Here is a 14,860-nt window from a genome sequence, read left to right on the forward strand (position 1 = left end):
TAGGGAAGACACGATGAGATTTAAAGTTGCCGCCCTTCAATTCACCGTCATCGCCGTCTCGCTGATCTTTGCCACTGCAGCCAATGCCCGGACGATCAATCTCGTCGGTTTTGGGGACAGTTTGATGGCGGGCTATCAGCTGCCGCCCGGCGACGGCTTTCCCGAAAAGCTGCAGGCGGCCCTGAAGGCGAAGGGCCTCGACGTCACTATCGCCAATGCCGGGGTTTCCGGAGACACGACGACAGGGGGTCTTGCGCGCATCGACTGGTCGGTACCCGACGGCACCGATGGGGTCATTCTGGAGCTTGGCGCCAATGATGCGTTGCGCGGTATTCCGCCGGAGGAGAGCGAGAAGAATCTCGACCAGATGATTATCCGGCTGAAGGAACGCGGCATTGCCGTACTGCTCGCCGGCATGATGGCGCCGCCGAACATGGGGGCGGATTATGCCGGACGATTCAACCCAATCTATCAGAAACTCTCGGAAAAACATGGGCTTCCACTCTATGCCTTCTTCCTCGACGGCGTTGCGCTGGAGGCGGGGTTGAAGCTCGACGACGGCATGCATCCGAATGCGAGAGGGGTCGACGTCATGGTCGAAAAGATGGAGCCTACTGTCACAAATTTCGTCGAAGCGATTTCTTCTGTGAAGAATTAGGGGCTTGCGCGGTTGTTGATTGCATGATTCCGTGTGAGCACCTGCAAAAGATTCGGGGAGTGCTCGTGATGCCGAGACTGTTTACCGCCCTCGAAATTCCGCGCAATGCGGCGATGAGTCTTTCATTGCTGCGCGGTGGCCTCCCCGGAGCACGATGGATCGATGTGGAAAATTACCACATCACTCTGCGCTTCATCGGTGATGTCGATGGCCGGACGGCCGATGAAATCGTTGAACGCCTCGACCGCATCGACCGGCCGGAATTCCAGTTCCGGCTTGAAGGCATCGGTTCGTTCGGCTCGAAGAAACCGCATTCGGTCTGGGCCGGCGTCTCGCAATCGCCTGAGATGTATGCCCTGCAGGGCGAGATAGAGCGCATCTGCCAGCGCATCGGCCTGCCGCCGGATCCCCGCAAATTCATGCCGCATGTAACGCTGGCGCGGCTCAAATCCTCGCGGCTCGACGATGTCGTGCAATATCTGGCGGGACGCGGCAACTTCCACACCGCAACCTTCACCGCACCGCGCTTCGTGCTGCTTTCGTCGCGCGAATCAGTTGGCGGCGGGCCTTACCTCACCGAGGAAGTGTTCCCGCTGCACGAGGTGCGCTCGGCGCCCAGCGTTTCGAGCAGCCTGCAGCAGCCGGTCAAGAGCCTGGTGTAGACCAGCTCGAAACCTTCAGGGCCGCCATAATAGGGATCGGGGATATACTCTCCCGTTCCCAGCGCGATATCACCGAAAAGGTGGATATTCGCCCCATGCGGCGCGCTCTTTTCGAGCACCGCCAGATTGTGGCGGTCCATGGCGAGAATCAGATCGAAATCCCTGAAATCTCTCGGCTGAATGCGCCGGGCGCGCTGTCCCGATATGTCGATGCCGTGGCTTTTCGCGGTGGCGATCGAACGCCGGTCGGGCGGCTCGCCTTCATGCCAGCCGCCGGTGCCGGCGGAATCGATCGCATAATCGCGGGTCAAGCCTGCCTCGGCCACGAGATGGCCAAAAATTCCCTCCGCGAGTGGAGAACGGCATATATTGCCCATGCAAACGAAGAGGATGCTGATGCGGTTCATCGGTAACCTGTCGACAGAGAAGAGGAGCATGGCATGAAAATGGAAAGACTGGAACGGACGGCGGTTGAGGCTGAGCTGACCGAGCTTTCGGGCTGGGCGCTCAATGATGCGGGCTCTTCGATATCGAAGACGTTCAAGTTCGCAAATTTCGTCGAGGCTTTCGGCTTCATGACCGAGGCAGCGCTTGCGGCCGAGAAGCTCAACCATCATCCCGAATGGTTCAATGTCTATTCCAAGGTGGATGTGACGCTGAACACGCATGATGCCGGCGGACTGACGGAGTTGGATTTCAAGCTCGCCAAAGCCATGGAGAAGGCTGCGGCGCGCCGTGTTGTTTGAAAGCTGGGCCGATTGAAAGGGGCCGATTGAAAGACTGGGCGCCGTCACCATATGTTCGCTTGGACGAAAGGGATGCAGGGATGGACGAGGTCAAATTCGGGGAAATCCTGTTGCCGGGCGACGAGGATACCCAAAGTCGGCGCGAGAAAACCGTCAGGCAGAAATTCTGGCCGACGTTTCGGCGGGCGGTGCGGCAGATCCCGTTCTCGCGCGATGTGGTCGCCGGTTTCTATTGCGCGCTCGATCCGAAGACGCCGACGAAGGTGCGCGGCGTGTTGCTTGCAGCACTCGCCTATTTCGTCATGCCGGTCGATATGATCCCGGATATTTTTGCCGTCATCGGCTTTTCCGACGACATCGCCGTGCTTTCGGCGGCCTTCGCCATGGTGCGCGGTCACATCCGGCCGGGCCACTACGAAGCAGCCGACCGCGTTCTCGCCGATCGACCGGAAGAAGCGATGAAGACGATTTAACGCGTGCCCGTCCAACCGGGATGCGACAGCTTGTTTCATGCGTGTCGTCATCCCCAAAGCGCTGCTTCCTTTTGGGCAACATTGCATCAGGCGATTTCGCGTTCCAGCACCTTGCGAAGCTTGCCGAAGGCAAGCCGGATACGCGATTTTATCGTGCCGAGCGGGAGACCGGTCGCTTCGGCGATCTCCGAATGCGATTGACCAAGGAAGAAGGCGGCGCGCAGCATGTCGCGCTGTTCCTCCGGCAATTGGCCGACGGCGGCGCGTATCTTGGCGTCGCGATCGTCATTGGCGATGATTTCTTCCGCGCCGATATCGGCCGGCGGCTGCAGAGCCGGATCAGTCTCATCGAAGATGCGGGTGTTGGCGCGGCGCTGCATGTCGATGCGGCGGTTGCGGGCAATGCGGAAAAGCCAGGTCGAGAGGGAAGATCGCGTGGCATCGTAGAGCTCTGCCTTGTGCCAAAGCACGATCATGATCTCCTGGACCAGTTCTTCGGCCTCGCCTGATGTCATCCTCTGGCGCATCAGCCAGGCCTTCAGGCGGGGTGCGAAATAGTCGAACAGGATGGAAAAGGCCTGCTGGTCGCGATCGTCCGCGACGGCCTTCGCGAGGGCAGCGAAACGCTGTCTTTCCTCGGCATCCATATCCCCTCACCAGCCCCCTGCGACAATAATTTCGTCCCGGATTTCCAAGTCTTACTGAGGTACAACGGATTTGGGAAAGGTCAAACTCTTGCCTGAATCTTTGTGTCTTAAATTCAGCCGAACGGACGGCCAGTGCCATTGGGGCACGGTGTCGCGGCCGATACCGTCAAAGGGACGAAAATTGACACCCGAGCTGAAATGACACAGGCAGATACAAATCGCAGCTATTGTTGACCATTTGGTAACCTGAATTAAGTCAAAATAAAGCAGATCGTGATTATGCGGCGCCCGCTATGATCGCTTCGGGCCTTGAATCGCAAGAACCGGCAGGAATCCATGTTTGTAAAAAGTATCGTACCCGCTCTCGCACTCACCCTTGTTATGGCCGGAGTTGCGACAGCGCAGCAGGCCGCGCCGAACCGCATCCAGCAGTTCCAGGCATGGGGCGCCTACTCCTACAAGTCGGGCAACAGCACCGTCTGCTACGTGCTGTCCGTTCCGACGGCAAAGCAGCCGGCAAGCGTCGACCATGGCGACAATTTCTTCATCGTCTCCCAGCGTCCGGGCCAGAACATCTCCTACGAGCCGCAGGCGATGATGGGCTACACGGTCAAGGAAAATTCGAAGATCAACGTCGTCATCGACAACAAGACCTTTGTGATGTTCACCAAGGACAAGGCCGGCTGGGTCGAGAATGCGGCCCAGGAGCCGGCCCTCGTCGCGGCGATGAAGACCGGTCATTCGATGACCGTGAATGCCGTTTCGCGCAAGGGCACCGGCACCTCCTACAGCTATTCGCTCTCGGGAATCTCGGCTGCGCTGAAGCAGATCGAAACCTGCAAGTAAGCGGTCCTTTAGACCGAAGAATTTCATGGGCCGGCCTTGCGCCGGCCCATGCCGTTTCCATCTATGGTGACGCGCGGGCAAAATGATGCTAAAGCCGGCGCCAACAGCGGACAGATCGCGATTTCAGTCGCCGTTCCGCCATTCAACTTCTGCCGATGTGCTGTCATGCGCCCGCAGGTCTTCCGGCTTACCGCTGAAGTCCGCGGGGTTGCGAGGAACAGCCACATGTTTGAAATCGGGATGAATGCCTATGTCCGTCATGGATGCGATCGTTGTCACCAAGCCGCAGGCGCACACGTCCGCCAGCCTCGAGAAGCCGTCGTTGATCGGCCTGTCGCGCGAGGAAATGGGGGCGGCACTGCGGGAAAAGGGTGTGGCCGAGAAGCAGATCAAGATGCGCGTCTCGCAGCTCTGGAACTGGATCTATGTGCGCGGCGTCTCCGACTTCGACCATATGACGAATGTCGCCAAGGACATGCGGGAGATGCTGAAGCAGCATTTCACCATCGAACGTCCCGAGATCGTCGAGGAGCAGGTTTCCAACGACGGCACGCGCAAATGGCTGCTGCGCTTTCCCGCCCGCGGCGCCGGGCGTCCCGTCGAGATCGAGGCCGTCTACATTCCGGAAGAGGGCCGCGGGACGCTCTGTATTTCCAGCCAGGTCGGCTGCACGCTCACCTGTTCCTTCTGTCATACCGGGACACAGCGTCTGGTGCGCAACCTGACGGCGGAGGAAATTCTTTCGCAGCTGCTGCTTGCTCGCGACCGGCTTGGGGATTTCCCGGACCGTGAAGCGCCGCAGGGTACGATCATGCCTGCCGAGGGCCGTAAGGTCAGCAACATCGTCATGATGGGCATGGGCGAGCCGCTTTATAACTTTGATGCCGTCAAGCAGGCATTGCTGATCGCCACGGATGGTGACGGCCTGTCGCTGTCCAGGCGCCGCGTGACGCTTTCCACCTCCGGCGTCGTGCCGGAGATCTTCCGGACCGGCGAGGAAATCGGCGTCATGCTGGCGATTTCGCTGCATGCGGTGCGCGACGATCTGCGCGACATTCTGGTGCCGATCAACAAGAAGTACCCGCTGAAGGAACTGATCGAAGCCTGCCGGACTTATCCTGGCCTTTCGAACGCGCGGCGCATCACCTTCGAATATGTGATGCTGAAGGATGTCAACGACAGCCTGGAAGATGCCAAGGGGCTGATCAAGCTCCTGAAGGGCGTGCCGGCGAAGATCAACCTCATTCCGTTCAATCCCTGGCCCGGCACCAATTATCAGTGTTCCGACTGGGAGCAGATCGAGAAGTTCGCCGATTTCATCAATTCGGCAGGTTATGCCTCGCCGATCCGTACGCCGCGCGGCCGCGACATCCTTGCCGCCTGCGGCCAGCTGAAGTCGGAATCGGAACGCATGCGCAAGACCGAACGCCTGGCCTTCGAGGCGATGATGATCGCCAATCACGGCGCCGACGACTGATCAGCAAGTTTGATCCTCGCTACAATTCTCCGCGATTGATTTCAGGGGGCGCTTTTCCTAAAAGTGCCCCCAAAATCATTCAGGAGGATCCCCATGCGCCCGATTTTACTCGCTCTTGCTGCCAGTTTGGCCCTTTCCCTGCCCGCGAAGGCTGATGACGTCACCGTCGCCGTGACGGCGATCGTCGAACATCCGGCGCTGGATGCAGCACGCAAGGGCGTTCTCGATGCGCTGACGGCTGCGGGCTACAAGGAAGGCGAGAACCTGAAATTCGTGTTCGAATCGGCGCAGGGCAATCCGGCGACGGCGGCCCAGATCGCCCGCCAGTTCGCCGGTGACGAGCCCAATGTCATCGTGCCGATCTCGACGCCCTCGGCCCAGGCCGTCGTTTCCTCGACGCGTGACATTCCTGTCGTCTTCACGGCCGTGTCCGATCCGCTCGGCGCCCAGCTCGTCAAGAACATGGACAAGCCCGGCGGTAACGTCACCGGCCTCTCCGATATGTCGCCGGTCGCCGAGCACCTTGCGCTGATCAAGGAAATCCTGCCCGATGTGAAAACCATCGGCTATCTCTACAATTCCGGCGAAGCGAATTCCGTTTCGCTGCTCGCCGTGTTGAAGGCTGAAGCCGAAAAGGCTGGCCTGAAGGTGGTCGAATCGGCTGCCACCAAGTCGGCCGAGGTCCAGGGTGCGGCGCGTGCGCTCGTCGGCCGCGCCGATGTGATCTACATTCCAACCGACAACACCATCATCTCCGCGCTTGAAGGCGCTGTCGCGGTTGCCGAGGAGAGCAAGCTGCCGCTCTTTACCGCCGATACGGATTCGGTTTCGCGCGGTTCGATCGCCGCCCTCGGCTTCAACTATTATGATGTCGGCAAGCAGACCGGCGACATCGTCGTGCGTGTGCTAAAGGGCGAGAACCCGGGCGACATCGCGGTCAAGACTGCCGCCGGCAGCGACCTCGTCGTCAACAAGGCGGCCGCCGAGAAAATGGGTGTCACGCTGCCGCAGAGCGTGCTTTCCCGCGCCAACAAAGTCATCGAATAGTCGGCCGGTATTTCTAAAGCGCGTCGCGATCTTTCAGATTCGCTTGCCGCGCTTTAGATCTTTGTTTCCGCATGTCTTTGGCGCAAAACCGCTGCACACTTTTGCGCGACATGCTGTAACGCCTTCATCGTATTCAGCCGCTCTCGTTTGCACGGGAGCGGTTGTTTGTATTAAAAGGCTCCGTTTCGCGACAGGCGGAACGGACACAAAAAGGGGCTGAAAGCCTTGAGCCAAATCGCATTCTGGGGGGCCGTCGAGCTCGGCCTGGTTTATTCTTTCGTCGCTCTCGGCGTCTATCTCGCCTTTCGAGTTCTCGACTTTCCCGACCTGACGGTCGACGGCTCCTTTCCGCTTGGCGCGGCGGTGACGGCCGTGCTGATCATTGCCGGCGTCAATGCCTGGCTTGCGGCGCTGATCGCCATGGCGGCGGGTGCCGCTGCGGGCATGGTGACGGCGCTGCTCAACGTGCGCTTCAAGATCCTCAATCTGCTTGCCTCGATCCTGACGATGATTGCACTGTTTTCCGTCAATCTGCGCGTAATGGGCAAACCCAATGTCGCCCTCATCAATGCCGACACGATGATCAGCCCGTTCTTCGGCCATGGCCTTCGCGATTTCTACGTGCGGCCGCTCTTCGTCGGCGTTCTGGTCGTCATCGCGCTCATCCTGGTCTGGCGTTTCCTGGAAAGCGATGCGGGGCTGGCAATGCGGGCGACCGGCGCCAATGCAAGGATGGCGCGGGCGCAGGGTGTCGATACCAGCCGGCAGATCTATCTCGGCATGGCGATCTCCAACGCGCTGGTGGCGCTCGGCGGCGCGCTGTTTGCCCAGACGAACGGCTTTGCCGATGTTACCTCGGGCGTCGGCACGATAGTCGTCGGTCTGGCTGCCGTCATCATCGGCGAGACGCTGCTCGGGCGGCGCGGTCTGCTGATCGCGCTTGTTGGATGCGTGCTCGGCTCGATCCTCTATCGCATCGCCATCCAGCTGGCGCTTTCGAGCGACGTCATCGGCCTGCAGGCGTCCGACCTCAATTTCGTCACGGCCGTGCTGGTGACCGTGGCGCTCATCCTTCCCCGTTTGCGCGGAGGTGCCGCGTCGTGATCAACCTCAAGAACATCAAGGTCGTCTTCGGGCGCGGCACGCCGCTGCAGAAGCAGGCGCTCTCGGGTGTCAGCCTGACGATCGAGGAAGGCTCTTTCGTTACCGTCATCGGCTCGAACGGCGCCGGCAAATCGACGCTGCTCGGCGTGCTCGCCGGCGATGTGCTGGCCAGCGAAGGACAGGTGCTGATCGGCAATGCCGACGTCACGCGCAAGACGACCGGGGCGCGGGCCGGGCTCGTCGCCCGTGTCTTCCAGGACCCGCTGACCGGAAGCTGCGGTGCCTTGTCGATCGAGGAGAACCTGGCGCTTGCGGCACGGCGTGGCGAACGGCGCGGACTTGTTTCGGCGCTTGGCGCAAAACGGCGCGACCATTTTCGTGAGAGGATCGCGGAGCTCAATCTCGGGCTGGAGAACCGCATGAAGGACCGCATGGACCTGCTCTCCGGAGGACAGCGCCAAGCCGTCTCGCTCGTCATGGCGACGCTGGCGGGCTCGGAGGTGCTGCTGCTCGACGAACATACGGCGGCGCTTGACCCTGGCATGGCGGAATTCATCATGGGCCTGACCCAGAAGATCGTTTCCGAGCGCAAGCTGACGACGCTGATGGTGACGCATTCAATGCGCCAGGCGCTCGACTATGGCCACCGAACGGTGATGCTGCATGGCGGAGAGATCGTGCTCGATGTCGCCGGCGACAGCCGCAAGACGTTGCAGGTCGAGGATCTGATCGCAATGTTCCGCAAGATGCGCGGCCAGACGCTGGATGACGATGCGCTGCTGATCGGTTAGCGGGCAGCTGATCGTTTCACGACTCCTCAGAGGCCTGTGGGACCGTCATCAAGAGCAGACTTCCACCAGCACGCGATGGCCGTACTGGTTGAACCATTCCGGCTGGCACTGTTCCGGGTCATAGTCGTCATCGCCGAAGAACAGACGATTTCTATCATGGAAGGCGAAACGGCCGTCGCGGTGTCCGCCAAAATGGCCGGCTCCGCCGAAATGATGCGCTCCGAAGCCGCGATCGGCGAAATTGCCGCCGCCCATATGCGCACCACCGCCGAAGTGGCCGCCGTCACGCGAGAAGCCGCCACCGCCATGGCCTTCGCCGCCATGCGCTAAGGCAGGTGTTGTCGCTGTCAGGGAGGTGGCGGCAAACGTCAGCGCAACAACTCCTGCCGTTATGATATTGCGGAACCTAATCATGGAATTATCCTTTCAAGGCAGCTCTTCGTGAGCCGTAAAGGATATGTGGGCAGCGAAGGTGGCGTGGCCTAGCCACAATTGTCGACTTACGATCATATGTTGATCACAAGTAATCGCGCGAAAGGCATGGAATAATTTTGGAAGGCGATGAAATTCGCGGTCACTGCCTGCTCCGGCGTGGCGTCTCGCGAATATTGGTGTCGTTGGCGGCGGATCGTTTCACGACCGCGGGCGGATCGATCGACCGACCGCGGGCGGATCGATCGACCGACCGCGGGCGGATCGATATGCCGACCGCGGGCGGATTGCTGCGCAACCGCGGGATTGCTGCGCAACCGCGGCTATCTCGCCTGGGTGAGCAGGATCCTTGCGGCGAAGATCGAGAAGACGCCGGCGAAGGTGTAGTCCATGCCGCGCAGCACTTTCTTGTTTTTCTGCAGCCATGAGGCAAGCCAGTCGGCGGCAAAGACGACGCTGGCATTGACCGGCATGCCGATCAGGATGAAGCAGAAGCCGAGGAAAAGCAGCTTGTGGGTGACAGCAGGATCGCCGGCGCTGACGAATTGCGGCAGGAAGGTCATGAAGAATATGATGACCTTGGGGTTCAGAAGATTGACCCAGAAGCCTGACGAGATGTTCGAAAGGGCGGTGCCCTTCTGCTCCTCGACCTTGGCGACGGTGAGCTTCGAGCCGAAACGGATTGCCTGCACCGCCAGCCAGAGCAGATAGGCAGCACCGCCGGTCTTCAGGATCAGGAAGGCGGTCGGCGAGGCGGTGATCAGCGCCGAAATGCCGAAAGCGACAAGCATGGTGTGGACGACGATGCCGAGGCTGGTGCCGACGACCACGAAGAGAGCCGCCTTCTTGCCCTGGGCGAGTGCGCGGCTGATCGACAGCGTCATGTCGGGCCCTGGGGTCGCCGCGAGCAGCAGCGTCGCGGCGGCAAAGGCGAGAAGGGTCGGCAGGCTGGGCAGGAAATCCATGACACACTCTGAAAGCCGGAAAGGATCTGGGGATCTCTTACCCAGCTTTCAGAAAATTACCAGTCAAACCTTCCAGATTCGAATGATCTTAGGCCTGATCGGCCTAAAATAATTCGAATCCAAGTCAAAGAAGTAGAGCATGATGTCATCCGAAAACCGCGCACACTTTTCGGCATCATGCTCCGGCGCCGATTACTTCTGTTCGAGGAAGGCTTTGAACTTGTCGGCATAATCCTTGTGCCAGCGCGACAGCGGCGGGCGGTTCTCGACGATATCGCCGGCTGCCCAGAGCATGCGGCGCTCGTCGACCGGACGCGCGACGTCATTGTCGGGGCAGAGGATATAGAAATCGCCGCGTTCGAGGCTTTCGACCATGAAATCGACGGTCTGCTCGGCGGTCCAGGCAGCGGCTGGTTTTTCCGCGTGCTCGCCCTTGGTGAGGCCGGTGAAGACGAAGCCGGGGATCAGAAGGTGGGCGGAGATCTTTCCGCTTTCGGTGTTGCGAAGCTCATGCTGCAATGCTTCGGTGAAGACTTTCACACCAGCCTTGGAGATGTTGTAGGCGGGGTTCCCGGGCGGCGTGGTGATGCCCTGTTTGGAGCCGGTGTTGATGATCAGTCCCGGCTCGCCGTGCGACAGCATCTTCGGGCCGAAGGTGCGCGTGCCGTTGATCACGCCCATCAGGTTGACGGCCAAGATATTGTCCCAGTTCGCCTGCGGGCTGAAGATCGATGTTTCCGGGCCGATGCCGGCATTGTTCATCAGCACGTGCACGCGGCCGAAACGCTGGAGCACCGCGCGCTCGAGCGCTTCCAGCGAGTCTCTGCTGGCGACGTCGGTCTCGACCGCCATCACATTTTCCTCGCCGGCAATGGCCTTGAGTTCGTTGGCGGCGTCGGCCAGCCGATCGCCGCCGAGATCGGCAATGGCGACGCTCATGCCGCGTCCGGCGAAATATTTCGCCGCGGCAAGGCCGATGCCGGAGGCGCCGCCGGTGATGACAGCAACATTCGATTTCTTGAAAATGTCTTGAATATTCGTCACGGGCAGCCTCTCCTCGAGCAATGTTCGGACGATGCCGAATATGGTAGTTTCGCAGTGCAAGTCAAACCTGCGAGGTGCCCGCGCGTGGCGAAGGTCGTGTCCATCAGAATCGATGACCACGTGGAGGAATTTATCGGCAATCAGCTCGATCAGGGCGCCTATGGCTCCGCAGACGAGGTGATCGACGCCGGCTTGAGGCTTCTGCAGCGCGAGGCAGAGCTTGCGGCAATCGAGGCAGCCATTATCGAAGGTGAGAAATCTGGCAAACCGCGGCCTTTTGATTTTGATGCTTTTATCGAGGGAAAGCGAGCGCGACGCGGCCGCCAATGAAAGCGCTTGTTCTTTCGTCAGCCGCTGTCGACCGGCTTGGCCTTGCGTCACGCGCCAATCTCGCTAAAAGTGCCGCGATACCGGGTTTTGCCGGCCTTTTATGCAACGGACCTCATCATCATGGCATCATACAAAGACGTGAAGAAAGTCGTTCTCGCCTATTCCGGCGGCCTCGACACCTCGATCATCCTGAAGTGGCTGCAGACGGAGCTCGGCGCCGAAGTCGTCACCTTCACCGCCGATCTCGGCCAGGGCGAAGAGCTGGAGCCGGCGCGCAAGAAGGCCGAGATGCTCGGCATCAAGGAAATCTATATCGAGGATGTGCGCGAGGAATTCGTGCGCGATTTCGTCTTCCCGATGTTCCGTGCCAATGCCGTCTACGAGGGCGTCTATCTGCTCGGCACCTCGATCGCCCGTCCGTTGATTTCCAAGCATCTGATCGATATCGCCAAGAAGACCGGCGCCGATGCGATCGCCCACGGCGCGACCGGCAAGGGCAACGACCAGGTCCGTTTCGAACTCTCCGCCTATGCCCTGAACCCCGACATCAAGATCATCGCGCCGTGGCGCGACTGGGCGTTCAAGAGCCGCACCGATCTGCTGGCCTTTGCCGAACAGCACCAGATCCCTGTTGCCAAGGACAAGATGGGCGAGGCGCCGTTCTCCGTCGACGCCAACCTTCTGCATTCCTCTTCCGAAGGCAAGGTTCTCGAAGACCCCTCCCAGGAGGCGCCTGAATATGTGCATATGCGCACCATTTCGCCTGAGGCCGCCCCCGACAAGGCAACGACCATCAAGGTCGGCTTCGAAAAGGGTGATGCGGTTTCGATTAACGGCGTGCGCATGAGCCCGGCGACGCTCTTGGCTGCGCTCAACAATTATGGCCGCGACAACGGCATCGGCCGTCTCGACCTCGTCGAGAACCGCTTCGTCGGCATGAAGTCGCGCGGCGTCTACGAGACACCCGGCGGCACCATCCTGCTTACGGCGCATCGCGCCATCGAATCGATCACGCTCGACCGCGGTGCCGCCCATCTCAAGGACGACATCATGCCGCGTTACGCCGAGTTGATCTATTACGGCTTCTGGTTCTCGCCGGAGCGCGAGATGCTGCAGGCGCTGATCGACAAGAGCCAGGAGCATGTCGAAGGCGAAGTGACGTTGAAGCTCTACAAGGGCAATGTCATGGTCATCGGCCGCGAAAGCGAAAAGTCGCTCTATTCCGACAAGCTCGTCACCTTCGAGGACGATCAGGGCGCCTACGACCAGAAGGATGCGGCCGGCTTCATCAAGCTCAATGCGCTGCGCCTGCGCACGCTCGCCAAGCGCAACCTCGTGAAGTGATTTGCGGTTTGCCTCGAACCGGATGTCAGCCCGCCGTCAGTTCACATCCGACGGCGGGTTTTTTCGTGGAGTGAGGTGGCAAACGCCAACAAATTCTTAGAGCACTTTGGATGGCCGGATTGCTGCAACACTCTGCGTGCGTTGTCGCGAGCTGACTCGGTGCGGACCTACCATCGCCATGCCCGCTCGCATCAGGCCATTCGCCGATTTCTCGGGTAGCGGACTGATGGGTTTGTGGGTCAGGCGGCACGCTCCAGTGCAGCCCGGATCTGTGCTTCGGTGGAGGCGATCGCAGCCTTGGCCGCGTCCGGGCTTACGAGTGTCCCTTCCACGCGGACCACTTCGATATCCGTCAGTCCGATAAAACCGAGAAGATGCGCGAGATAGGTGGTCTGGAAGTCGAACGGGGCGTTCCTGCCTTCCGAAAAGACGCCGCCAGTTGCCGTCACGAGATAGACTTTCTTGGCGGGCAACAATCCCATCAGACCGGTTGCGTCGTAGCGAAAAGTGACGCCAGGCCAGGTGATGTAGTCAAACCAAGCCTTGAGCTGCGTCGGCGGGCCGAAGTTGATCATGCCCGAGCCAATGACAATCACCTCGGCAGCCTGAACCTCATCAACGAGGCTTTGAGCGAGATCGACGGCTTCGATCTGTTCGGGTGTACGTGTCTCGGGCGGCACAACGCGGCCGTCGATATAGGCTGCTGTAATATGCGGCAGAGGTGCCGCCCCAAGATCACGTTCGACAATTGTGCCGGCAGAACGGGCTTTGAGGCTTTCAGCGATGTCACGCGCAAATCGGGTGGAAAGGCTCTGAGGACCGCGTGGGCTAGAGGTAACGAGGAGGATGTTGGTCATTGGTGGCTCCTGGGAGAATAGAGTAGTATCAAATTGTGACCAACGCTATTAAGATAACTATTTGACTGTTCGCAAGAAGGCACATTCATGACACTCAGTGACATAGAGTTTCCTACCCCAAGCGAAGACGCCGACTGCCGTCCCGTTCGGGAAATCCTCGATCGCATTGCCGATAAATGGAGTCTTTACATCTTCGTGGCCCTGAAGGATGGGCCGGTCCGCTTCAATGCATTGCGACGGCAGATCGACGGGATCTCGCAGCGGATGCTCACGATTACGCTTCGTCAATTGGAACGGGACGGTTTGATCAGTCGAACTCTCTTTCCAACGATCCCTCCGCGCGTGGATTACGAGCTGACCGCAATCGGCAGGTCGCTTCTCGCCCCAGTCATGGCCTTGATGACCTGGGCAGATTCAAATCGGGATGTGATCGAGGAGGCGCGCCGGCAATATGACCACTAGCTGGACGTGAGCCGAGCTGGCGCTTGTCGCTCATAACTAGCTCAAGCAGGGTAAAATCCGCGAAGAAGACCGCACCGGCCGCGTTAGCACCAATCGTCGAAACGCATGGGCACCGGCAAAGAGCAAGGCCCTCCACCCAATCCCACTCTTCGTGGCAGTGCACCACCCTTGACGGATGGCCGTGATCGCTTAGTCTGCTGTCGTCATCCTCCGGAGCATTTCCATGACGCAGTCTTTGCTCTTCGGCGCCTTTCTGGCGGCGCTTTTCTACGTGCTCATTCCAGGACCTGCCTTCCTGCAGCTGCTCGGCATCGGCGCCGGGCAGGGCCGCAAGGCCGGCGCCCTCTTCATGATGGGGCATCTGGTCGGGGATCTCATCTGGTCATCGCTGGCGCTGATCGCGATCGTCGGCGCAAAGACGATCGGAACCTTGGTCTTCGATCTGCTCGGCCTTGCCTGCGGTTTCTACCTCGCCTGGATCGGCTGGAGCGCCGTCAATGCCAAGCCGAAGGCGGAGGGGCAGGCGCTTGTTGTGGTCGAGCGGCCGTTTCGCCGCGGTCTGATCTTCGGCGTCACCAATCCGAAGGGTTATCCGGTGGCGCTCGCCACCTTCACCGCACTCGTTGCAGGCTCGGCCGGCGCGCTCGATTTCGAAGCGTTGCCGGTGCTGCTCGGCGTGTCGTTCGTCGGTTTCGTGACTGCGGACATCATCCTGATCGGCATCATCGGCGCCGGTACGGTGCGGCGCTTCTATCGTGCCCATGAGCGGCTGATCGTGCGCTGCTCCGGCGTGCTTTTCATGGGATTTGCCGCCCAGGCGCTCTGGCACGCAACGCCCGGCCTGCTCGGCTGGCGCAAGGCCTGATTAAAGCGCGTCGCGCCAAACTTGAAGCGTGCGGCGCGCCTGTCTTTGAATCATGCATGTCTTGGATGTATGCCTGTCGTCATCCCAAAACCGCTGCGCATTTTGGGCGG

The 14,860-nt window shown here is 60.1% G+C and carries 19 protein-coding genes; 13 read left to right on the forward strand and 6 right to left on the reverse strand.

What is annotated here, in order from left to right; all coding sequences use genetic code 11:
• The first annotated feature begins 13 nt into the window (after positions 1-13).
• Positions 14-658: an arylesterase gene (locus RWJ89_RS19195; RefSeq protein ID WP_168283335.1), complete on the forward strand. Its 645-nt coding sequence runs from the start codon at positions 14-16 to the stop codon at positions 656-658.
• Between the two features lie 68 nt (positions 659-726).
• Complete coding sequence (thpR, locus tag RWJ89_RS19200) at positions 727-1,320, forward strand: RNA 2',3'-cyclic phosphodiesterase (RefSeq protein ID WP_026158922.1); 594 nt, start codon at positions 727-729, stop codon at positions 1,318-1,320.
• Here the strand turns inward: thpR and RWJ89_RS19205 are convergent.
• Positions 1,227-1,727 (reverse strand): low molecular weight protein-tyrosine-phosphatase, encoded by a 501-nt coding sequence (locus RWJ89_RS19205; protein ID WP_316031261.1) that lies wholly within the window; start codon positions 1,725-1,727, stop codon positions 1,227-1,229. The two genes, thpR and RWJ89_RS19205, sit on opposite strands and share 94 nt — an antisense overlap.
• A 33-nt stretch (positions 1,728-1,760) precedes the next feature.
• Between RWJ89_RS19205 and RWJ89_RS19210 the strand changes: the two genes are divergently transcribed.
• Both RWJ89_RS19210 and RWJ89_RS19215 read left to right on the forward strand, forming a co-directional pair.
• On the forward strand, positions 1,761-2,066 hold the full coding sequence (locus RWJ89_RS19210) for a 4a-hydroxytetrahydrobiopterin dehydratase (RefSeq protein WP_072640297.1): 306 nt from the start codon (positions 1,761-1,763) through the stop codon (positions 2,064-2,066).
• An 80-nt stretch (positions 2,067-2,146) separates the two neighbouring features.
• Positions 2,147-2,539: a YkvA family protein gene (locus RWJ89_RS19215; RefSeq protein WP_077977871.1), complete on the forward strand. Its 393-nt coding sequence runs from the start codon at positions 2,147-2,149 to the stop codon at positions 2,537-2,539.
• Between the two features lie 86 nt (positions 2,540-2,625).
• Here the strand turns inward: RWJ89_RS19215 and RWJ89_RS19220 are convergent, their stop codons facing one another.
• Positions 2,626-3,186, reverse strand: a complete 561-nt coding sequence (locus RWJ89_RS19220; RefSeq protein WP_077977870.1) for a sigma-70 family RNA polymerase sigma factor — start codon at positions 3,184-3,186, stop codon at positions 2,626-2,628.
• A 336-nt stretch (positions 3,187-3,522) separates the two neighbouring features.
• Between RWJ89_RS19220 and RWJ89_RS19225 the strand changes: the two genes are divergently transcribed.
• The 5 genes from RWJ89_RS19225 to RWJ89_RS19245 all read left to right on the forward strand — a co-directional run bounded on the left by RWJ89_RS19225 (position 3,523) and on the right by RWJ89_RS19245 (position 8,451).
• Positions 3,523-4,032: an invasion associated locus B family protein gene (locus RWJ89_RS19225; RefSeq protein ID WP_131619994.1), complete on the forward strand. Its 510-nt coding sequence runs from the start codon at positions 3,523-3,525 to the stop codon at positions 4,030-4,032.
• A 250-nt stretch (positions 4,033-4,282) separates the two neighbouring features.
• A complete protein-coding gene (gene rlmN / locus RWJ89_RS19230) occupies positions 4,283-5,509 on the forward strand; it encodes a 23S rRNA (adenine(2503)-C(2))-methyltransferase RlmN (RefSeq protein WP_131663173.1) in 1,227 nt (408 codons plus the stop codon).
• 93 nt (positions 5,510-5,602) lie between these two features.
• Positions 5,603-6,556, forward strand: a complete 954-nt coding sequence (locus tag RWJ89_RS19235; protein ID WP_131663174.1) for an ABC transporter substrate-binding protein — start codon at positions 5,603-5,605, stop codon at positions 6,554-6,556.
• A gap of 225 nt (positions 6,557-6,781) precedes the next feature.
• Positions 6,782-7,660, forward strand: coding sequence for an ABC transporter permease (locus RWJ89_RS19240; protein ID WP_017989717.1), 879 nt, complete (start codon positions 6,782-6,784; stop codon positions 7,658-7,660).
• Entirely contained in the window at positions 7,657-8,451 is a 795-nt protein-coding gene (locus RWJ89_RS19245; protein WP_316031262.1) for an ABC transporter ATP-binding protein, read from the forward strand. Before RWJ89_RS19240 ends, RWJ89_RS19245 begins: the two co-directional genes overlap by 4 nt.
• Before the next feature lie 48 nt (positions 8,452-8,499).
• Here RWJ89_RS19245 and RWJ89_RS19250 read toward each other — a convergent pair whose 3' ends face one another.
• The 3 genes from RWJ89_RS19250 to RWJ89_RS19260 form a co-directional block, all read right to left on the reverse strand.
• A complete protein-coding gene (locus tag RWJ89_RS19250; RefSeq protein WP_316031263.1) occupies positions 8,500-8,865 on the reverse strand; it encodes a hypothetical protein in 366 nt (121 codons plus the stop codon).
• Positions 8,866-9,206: 341 nt separating this feature from the next.
• Positions 9,207-9,848 carry a LysE family translocator gene (locus tag RWJ89_RS19255; RefSeq protein ID WP_222038233.1) on the reverse strand — a complete coding sequence of 214 codons (642 nt, stop codon included), beginning with the start codon at positions 9,846-9,848 and terminating at the stop codon, positions 9,207-9,209.
• A 192-nt stretch (positions 9,849-10,040) separates the two neighbouring features.
• Positions 10,041-10,892 carry an SDR family NAD(P)-dependent oxidoreductase gene (locus tag RWJ89_RS19260; RefSeq protein ID WP_316031264.1) on the reverse strand — a complete coding sequence of 284 codons (852 nt, stop codon included), beginning with the start codon at positions 10,890-10,892 and terminating at the stop codon, positions 10,041-10,043.
• An 84-nt stretch (positions 10,893-10,976) separates the two neighbouring features.
• On the opposite strand from RWJ89_RS19260, the gene RWJ89_RS19265 reads away from it, so the two are divergent.
• Positions 10,977-11,222, forward strand: coding sequence for a type II toxin-antitoxin system ParD family antitoxin (locus RWJ89_RS19265; protein ID WP_316031265.1), 246 nt, complete (start codon positions 10,977-10,979; stop codon positions 11,220-11,222).
• A 120-nt stretch (positions 11,223-11,342) separates the two neighbouring features.
• Positions 11,343-12,566 carry an argininosuccinate synthase gene (locus RWJ89_RS19270; protein WP_131661294.1) on the forward strand — a complete coding sequence of 408 codons (1,224 nt, stop codon included), beginning with the start codon at positions 11,343-11,345 and terminating at the stop codon, positions 12,564-12,566.
• Positions 12,567-12,805: 239 nt separating this feature from the next.
• Here RWJ89_RS19270 and RWJ89_RS19275 read toward each other — a convergent pair whose 3' ends face one another.
• Positions 12,806-13,423 carry an FMN-dependent NADH-azoreductase gene (locus RWJ89_RS19275; protein ID WP_316031266.1) on the reverse strand — a complete coding sequence of 206 codons (618 nt, stop codon included), beginning with the start codon at positions 13,421-13,423 and terminating at the stop codon, positions 12,806-12,808.
• A gap of 87 nt (positions 13,424-13,510) precedes the next feature.
• Here RWJ89_RS19275 and RWJ89_RS19280 point away from each other — a divergent pair, with 87 nt between their 5' ends.
• Positions 13,511-13,885, forward strand: a complete 375-nt coding sequence (locus RWJ89_RS19280) for a winged helix-turn-helix transcriptional regulator (RefSeq protein ID WP_131663179.1) — start codon at positions 13,511-13,513, stop codon at positions 13,883-13,885.
• Positions 13,886-14,108: 223 nt separating this feature from the next.
• Positions 14,109-14,750: a LysE family translocator gene (locus RWJ89_RS19285; protein WP_131663180.1), complete on the forward strand. Its 642-nt coding sequence runs from the start codon at positions 14,109-14,111 to the stop codon at positions 14,748-14,750.
• Positions 14,751-14,860 lie beyond the last annotated feature (110 nt).

It is taken from the genome of Rhizobium sp. 10PS4, assembly GCF_032464805.1.
GTDB classification, from domain to species: domain Bacteria; phylum Pseudomonadota; class Alphaproteobacteria; order Rhizobiales; family Rhizobiaceae; genus Rhizobium; species Rhizobium laguerreae.

Bases quoted from the DNA above. Each gene is read 5' to 3' on its own strand.
- RWJ89_RS19210 (WP_072640297.1), top strand. From the start codon at position 1,761: ATGAAAATGGAAAGACTGGAACGGACGGCGGTTGAGGCTGAGCTGACC.
- rlmN (WP_131663173.1), top strand. From the start codon at position 4,283: ATGTCCGTCATGGATGCGATCGTTGTCACCAAGCCGCAGGCGCACACG.
- RWJ89_RS19205 (WP_316031261.1), bottom strand. From the start codon at position 1,727: ATGAACCGCATCAGCATCCTCTTCGTTTGCATGGGCAATATATGCCGT.
- RWJ89_RS19255 (WP_222038233.1), bottom strand. From the start codon at position 9,848: ATGGATTTCCTGCCCAGCCTGCCGACCCTTCTCGCCTTTGCCGCCGCG.
- RWJ89_RS19195 (WP_168283335.1), top strand. From the start codon at position 14: ATGAGATTTAAAGTTGCCGCCCTTCAATTCACCGTCATCGCCGTCTCG.
- RWJ89_RS19220 (WP_077977870.1), bottom strand. From the start codon at position 3,186: ATGGATGCCGAGGAAAGACAGCGTTTCGCTGCCCTCGCGAAGGCCGTC.
- RWJ89_RS19235 (WP_131663174.1), top strand. From the start codon at position 5,603: ATGCGCCCGATTTTACTCGCTCTTGCTGCCAGTTTGGCCCTTTCCCTG.
- RWJ89_RS19280 (WP_131663179.1), top strand. From the start codon at position 13,511: ATGACACTCAGTGACATAGAGTTTCCTACCCCAAGCGAAGACGCCGAC.
- RWJ89_RS19270 (WP_131661294.1), top strand. From the start codon at position 11,343: ATGGCATCATACAAAGACGTGAAGAAAGTCGTTCTCGCCTATTCCGGC.
- RWJ89_RS19215 (WP_077977871.1), top strand. From the start codon at position 2,147: ATGGACGAGGTCAAATTCGGGGAAATCCTGTTGCCGGGCGACGAGGAT.
- RWJ89_RS19275 (WP_316031266.1), bottom strand. From the start codon at position 13,423: ATGACCAACATCCTCCTCGTTACCTCTAGCCCACGCGGTCCTCAGAGC.
- RWJ89_RS19225 (WP_131619994.1), top strand. From the start codon at position 3,523: ATGTTTGTAAAAAGTATCGTACCCGCTCTCGCACTCACCCTTGTTATG.
- RWJ89_RS19250 (WP_316031263.1), bottom strand. From the start codon at position 8,865: ATGATTAGGTTCCGCAATATCATAACGGCAGGAGTTGTTGCGCTGACG.
- thpR (WP_026158922.1), top strand. From the start codon at position 727: ATGCCGAGACTGTTTACCGCCCTCGAAATTCCGCGCAATGCGGCGATG.
- RWJ89_RS19285 (WP_131663180.1), top strand. From the start codon at position 14,109: ATGACGCAGTCTTTGCTCTTCGGCGCCTTTCTGGCGGCGCTTTTCTAC.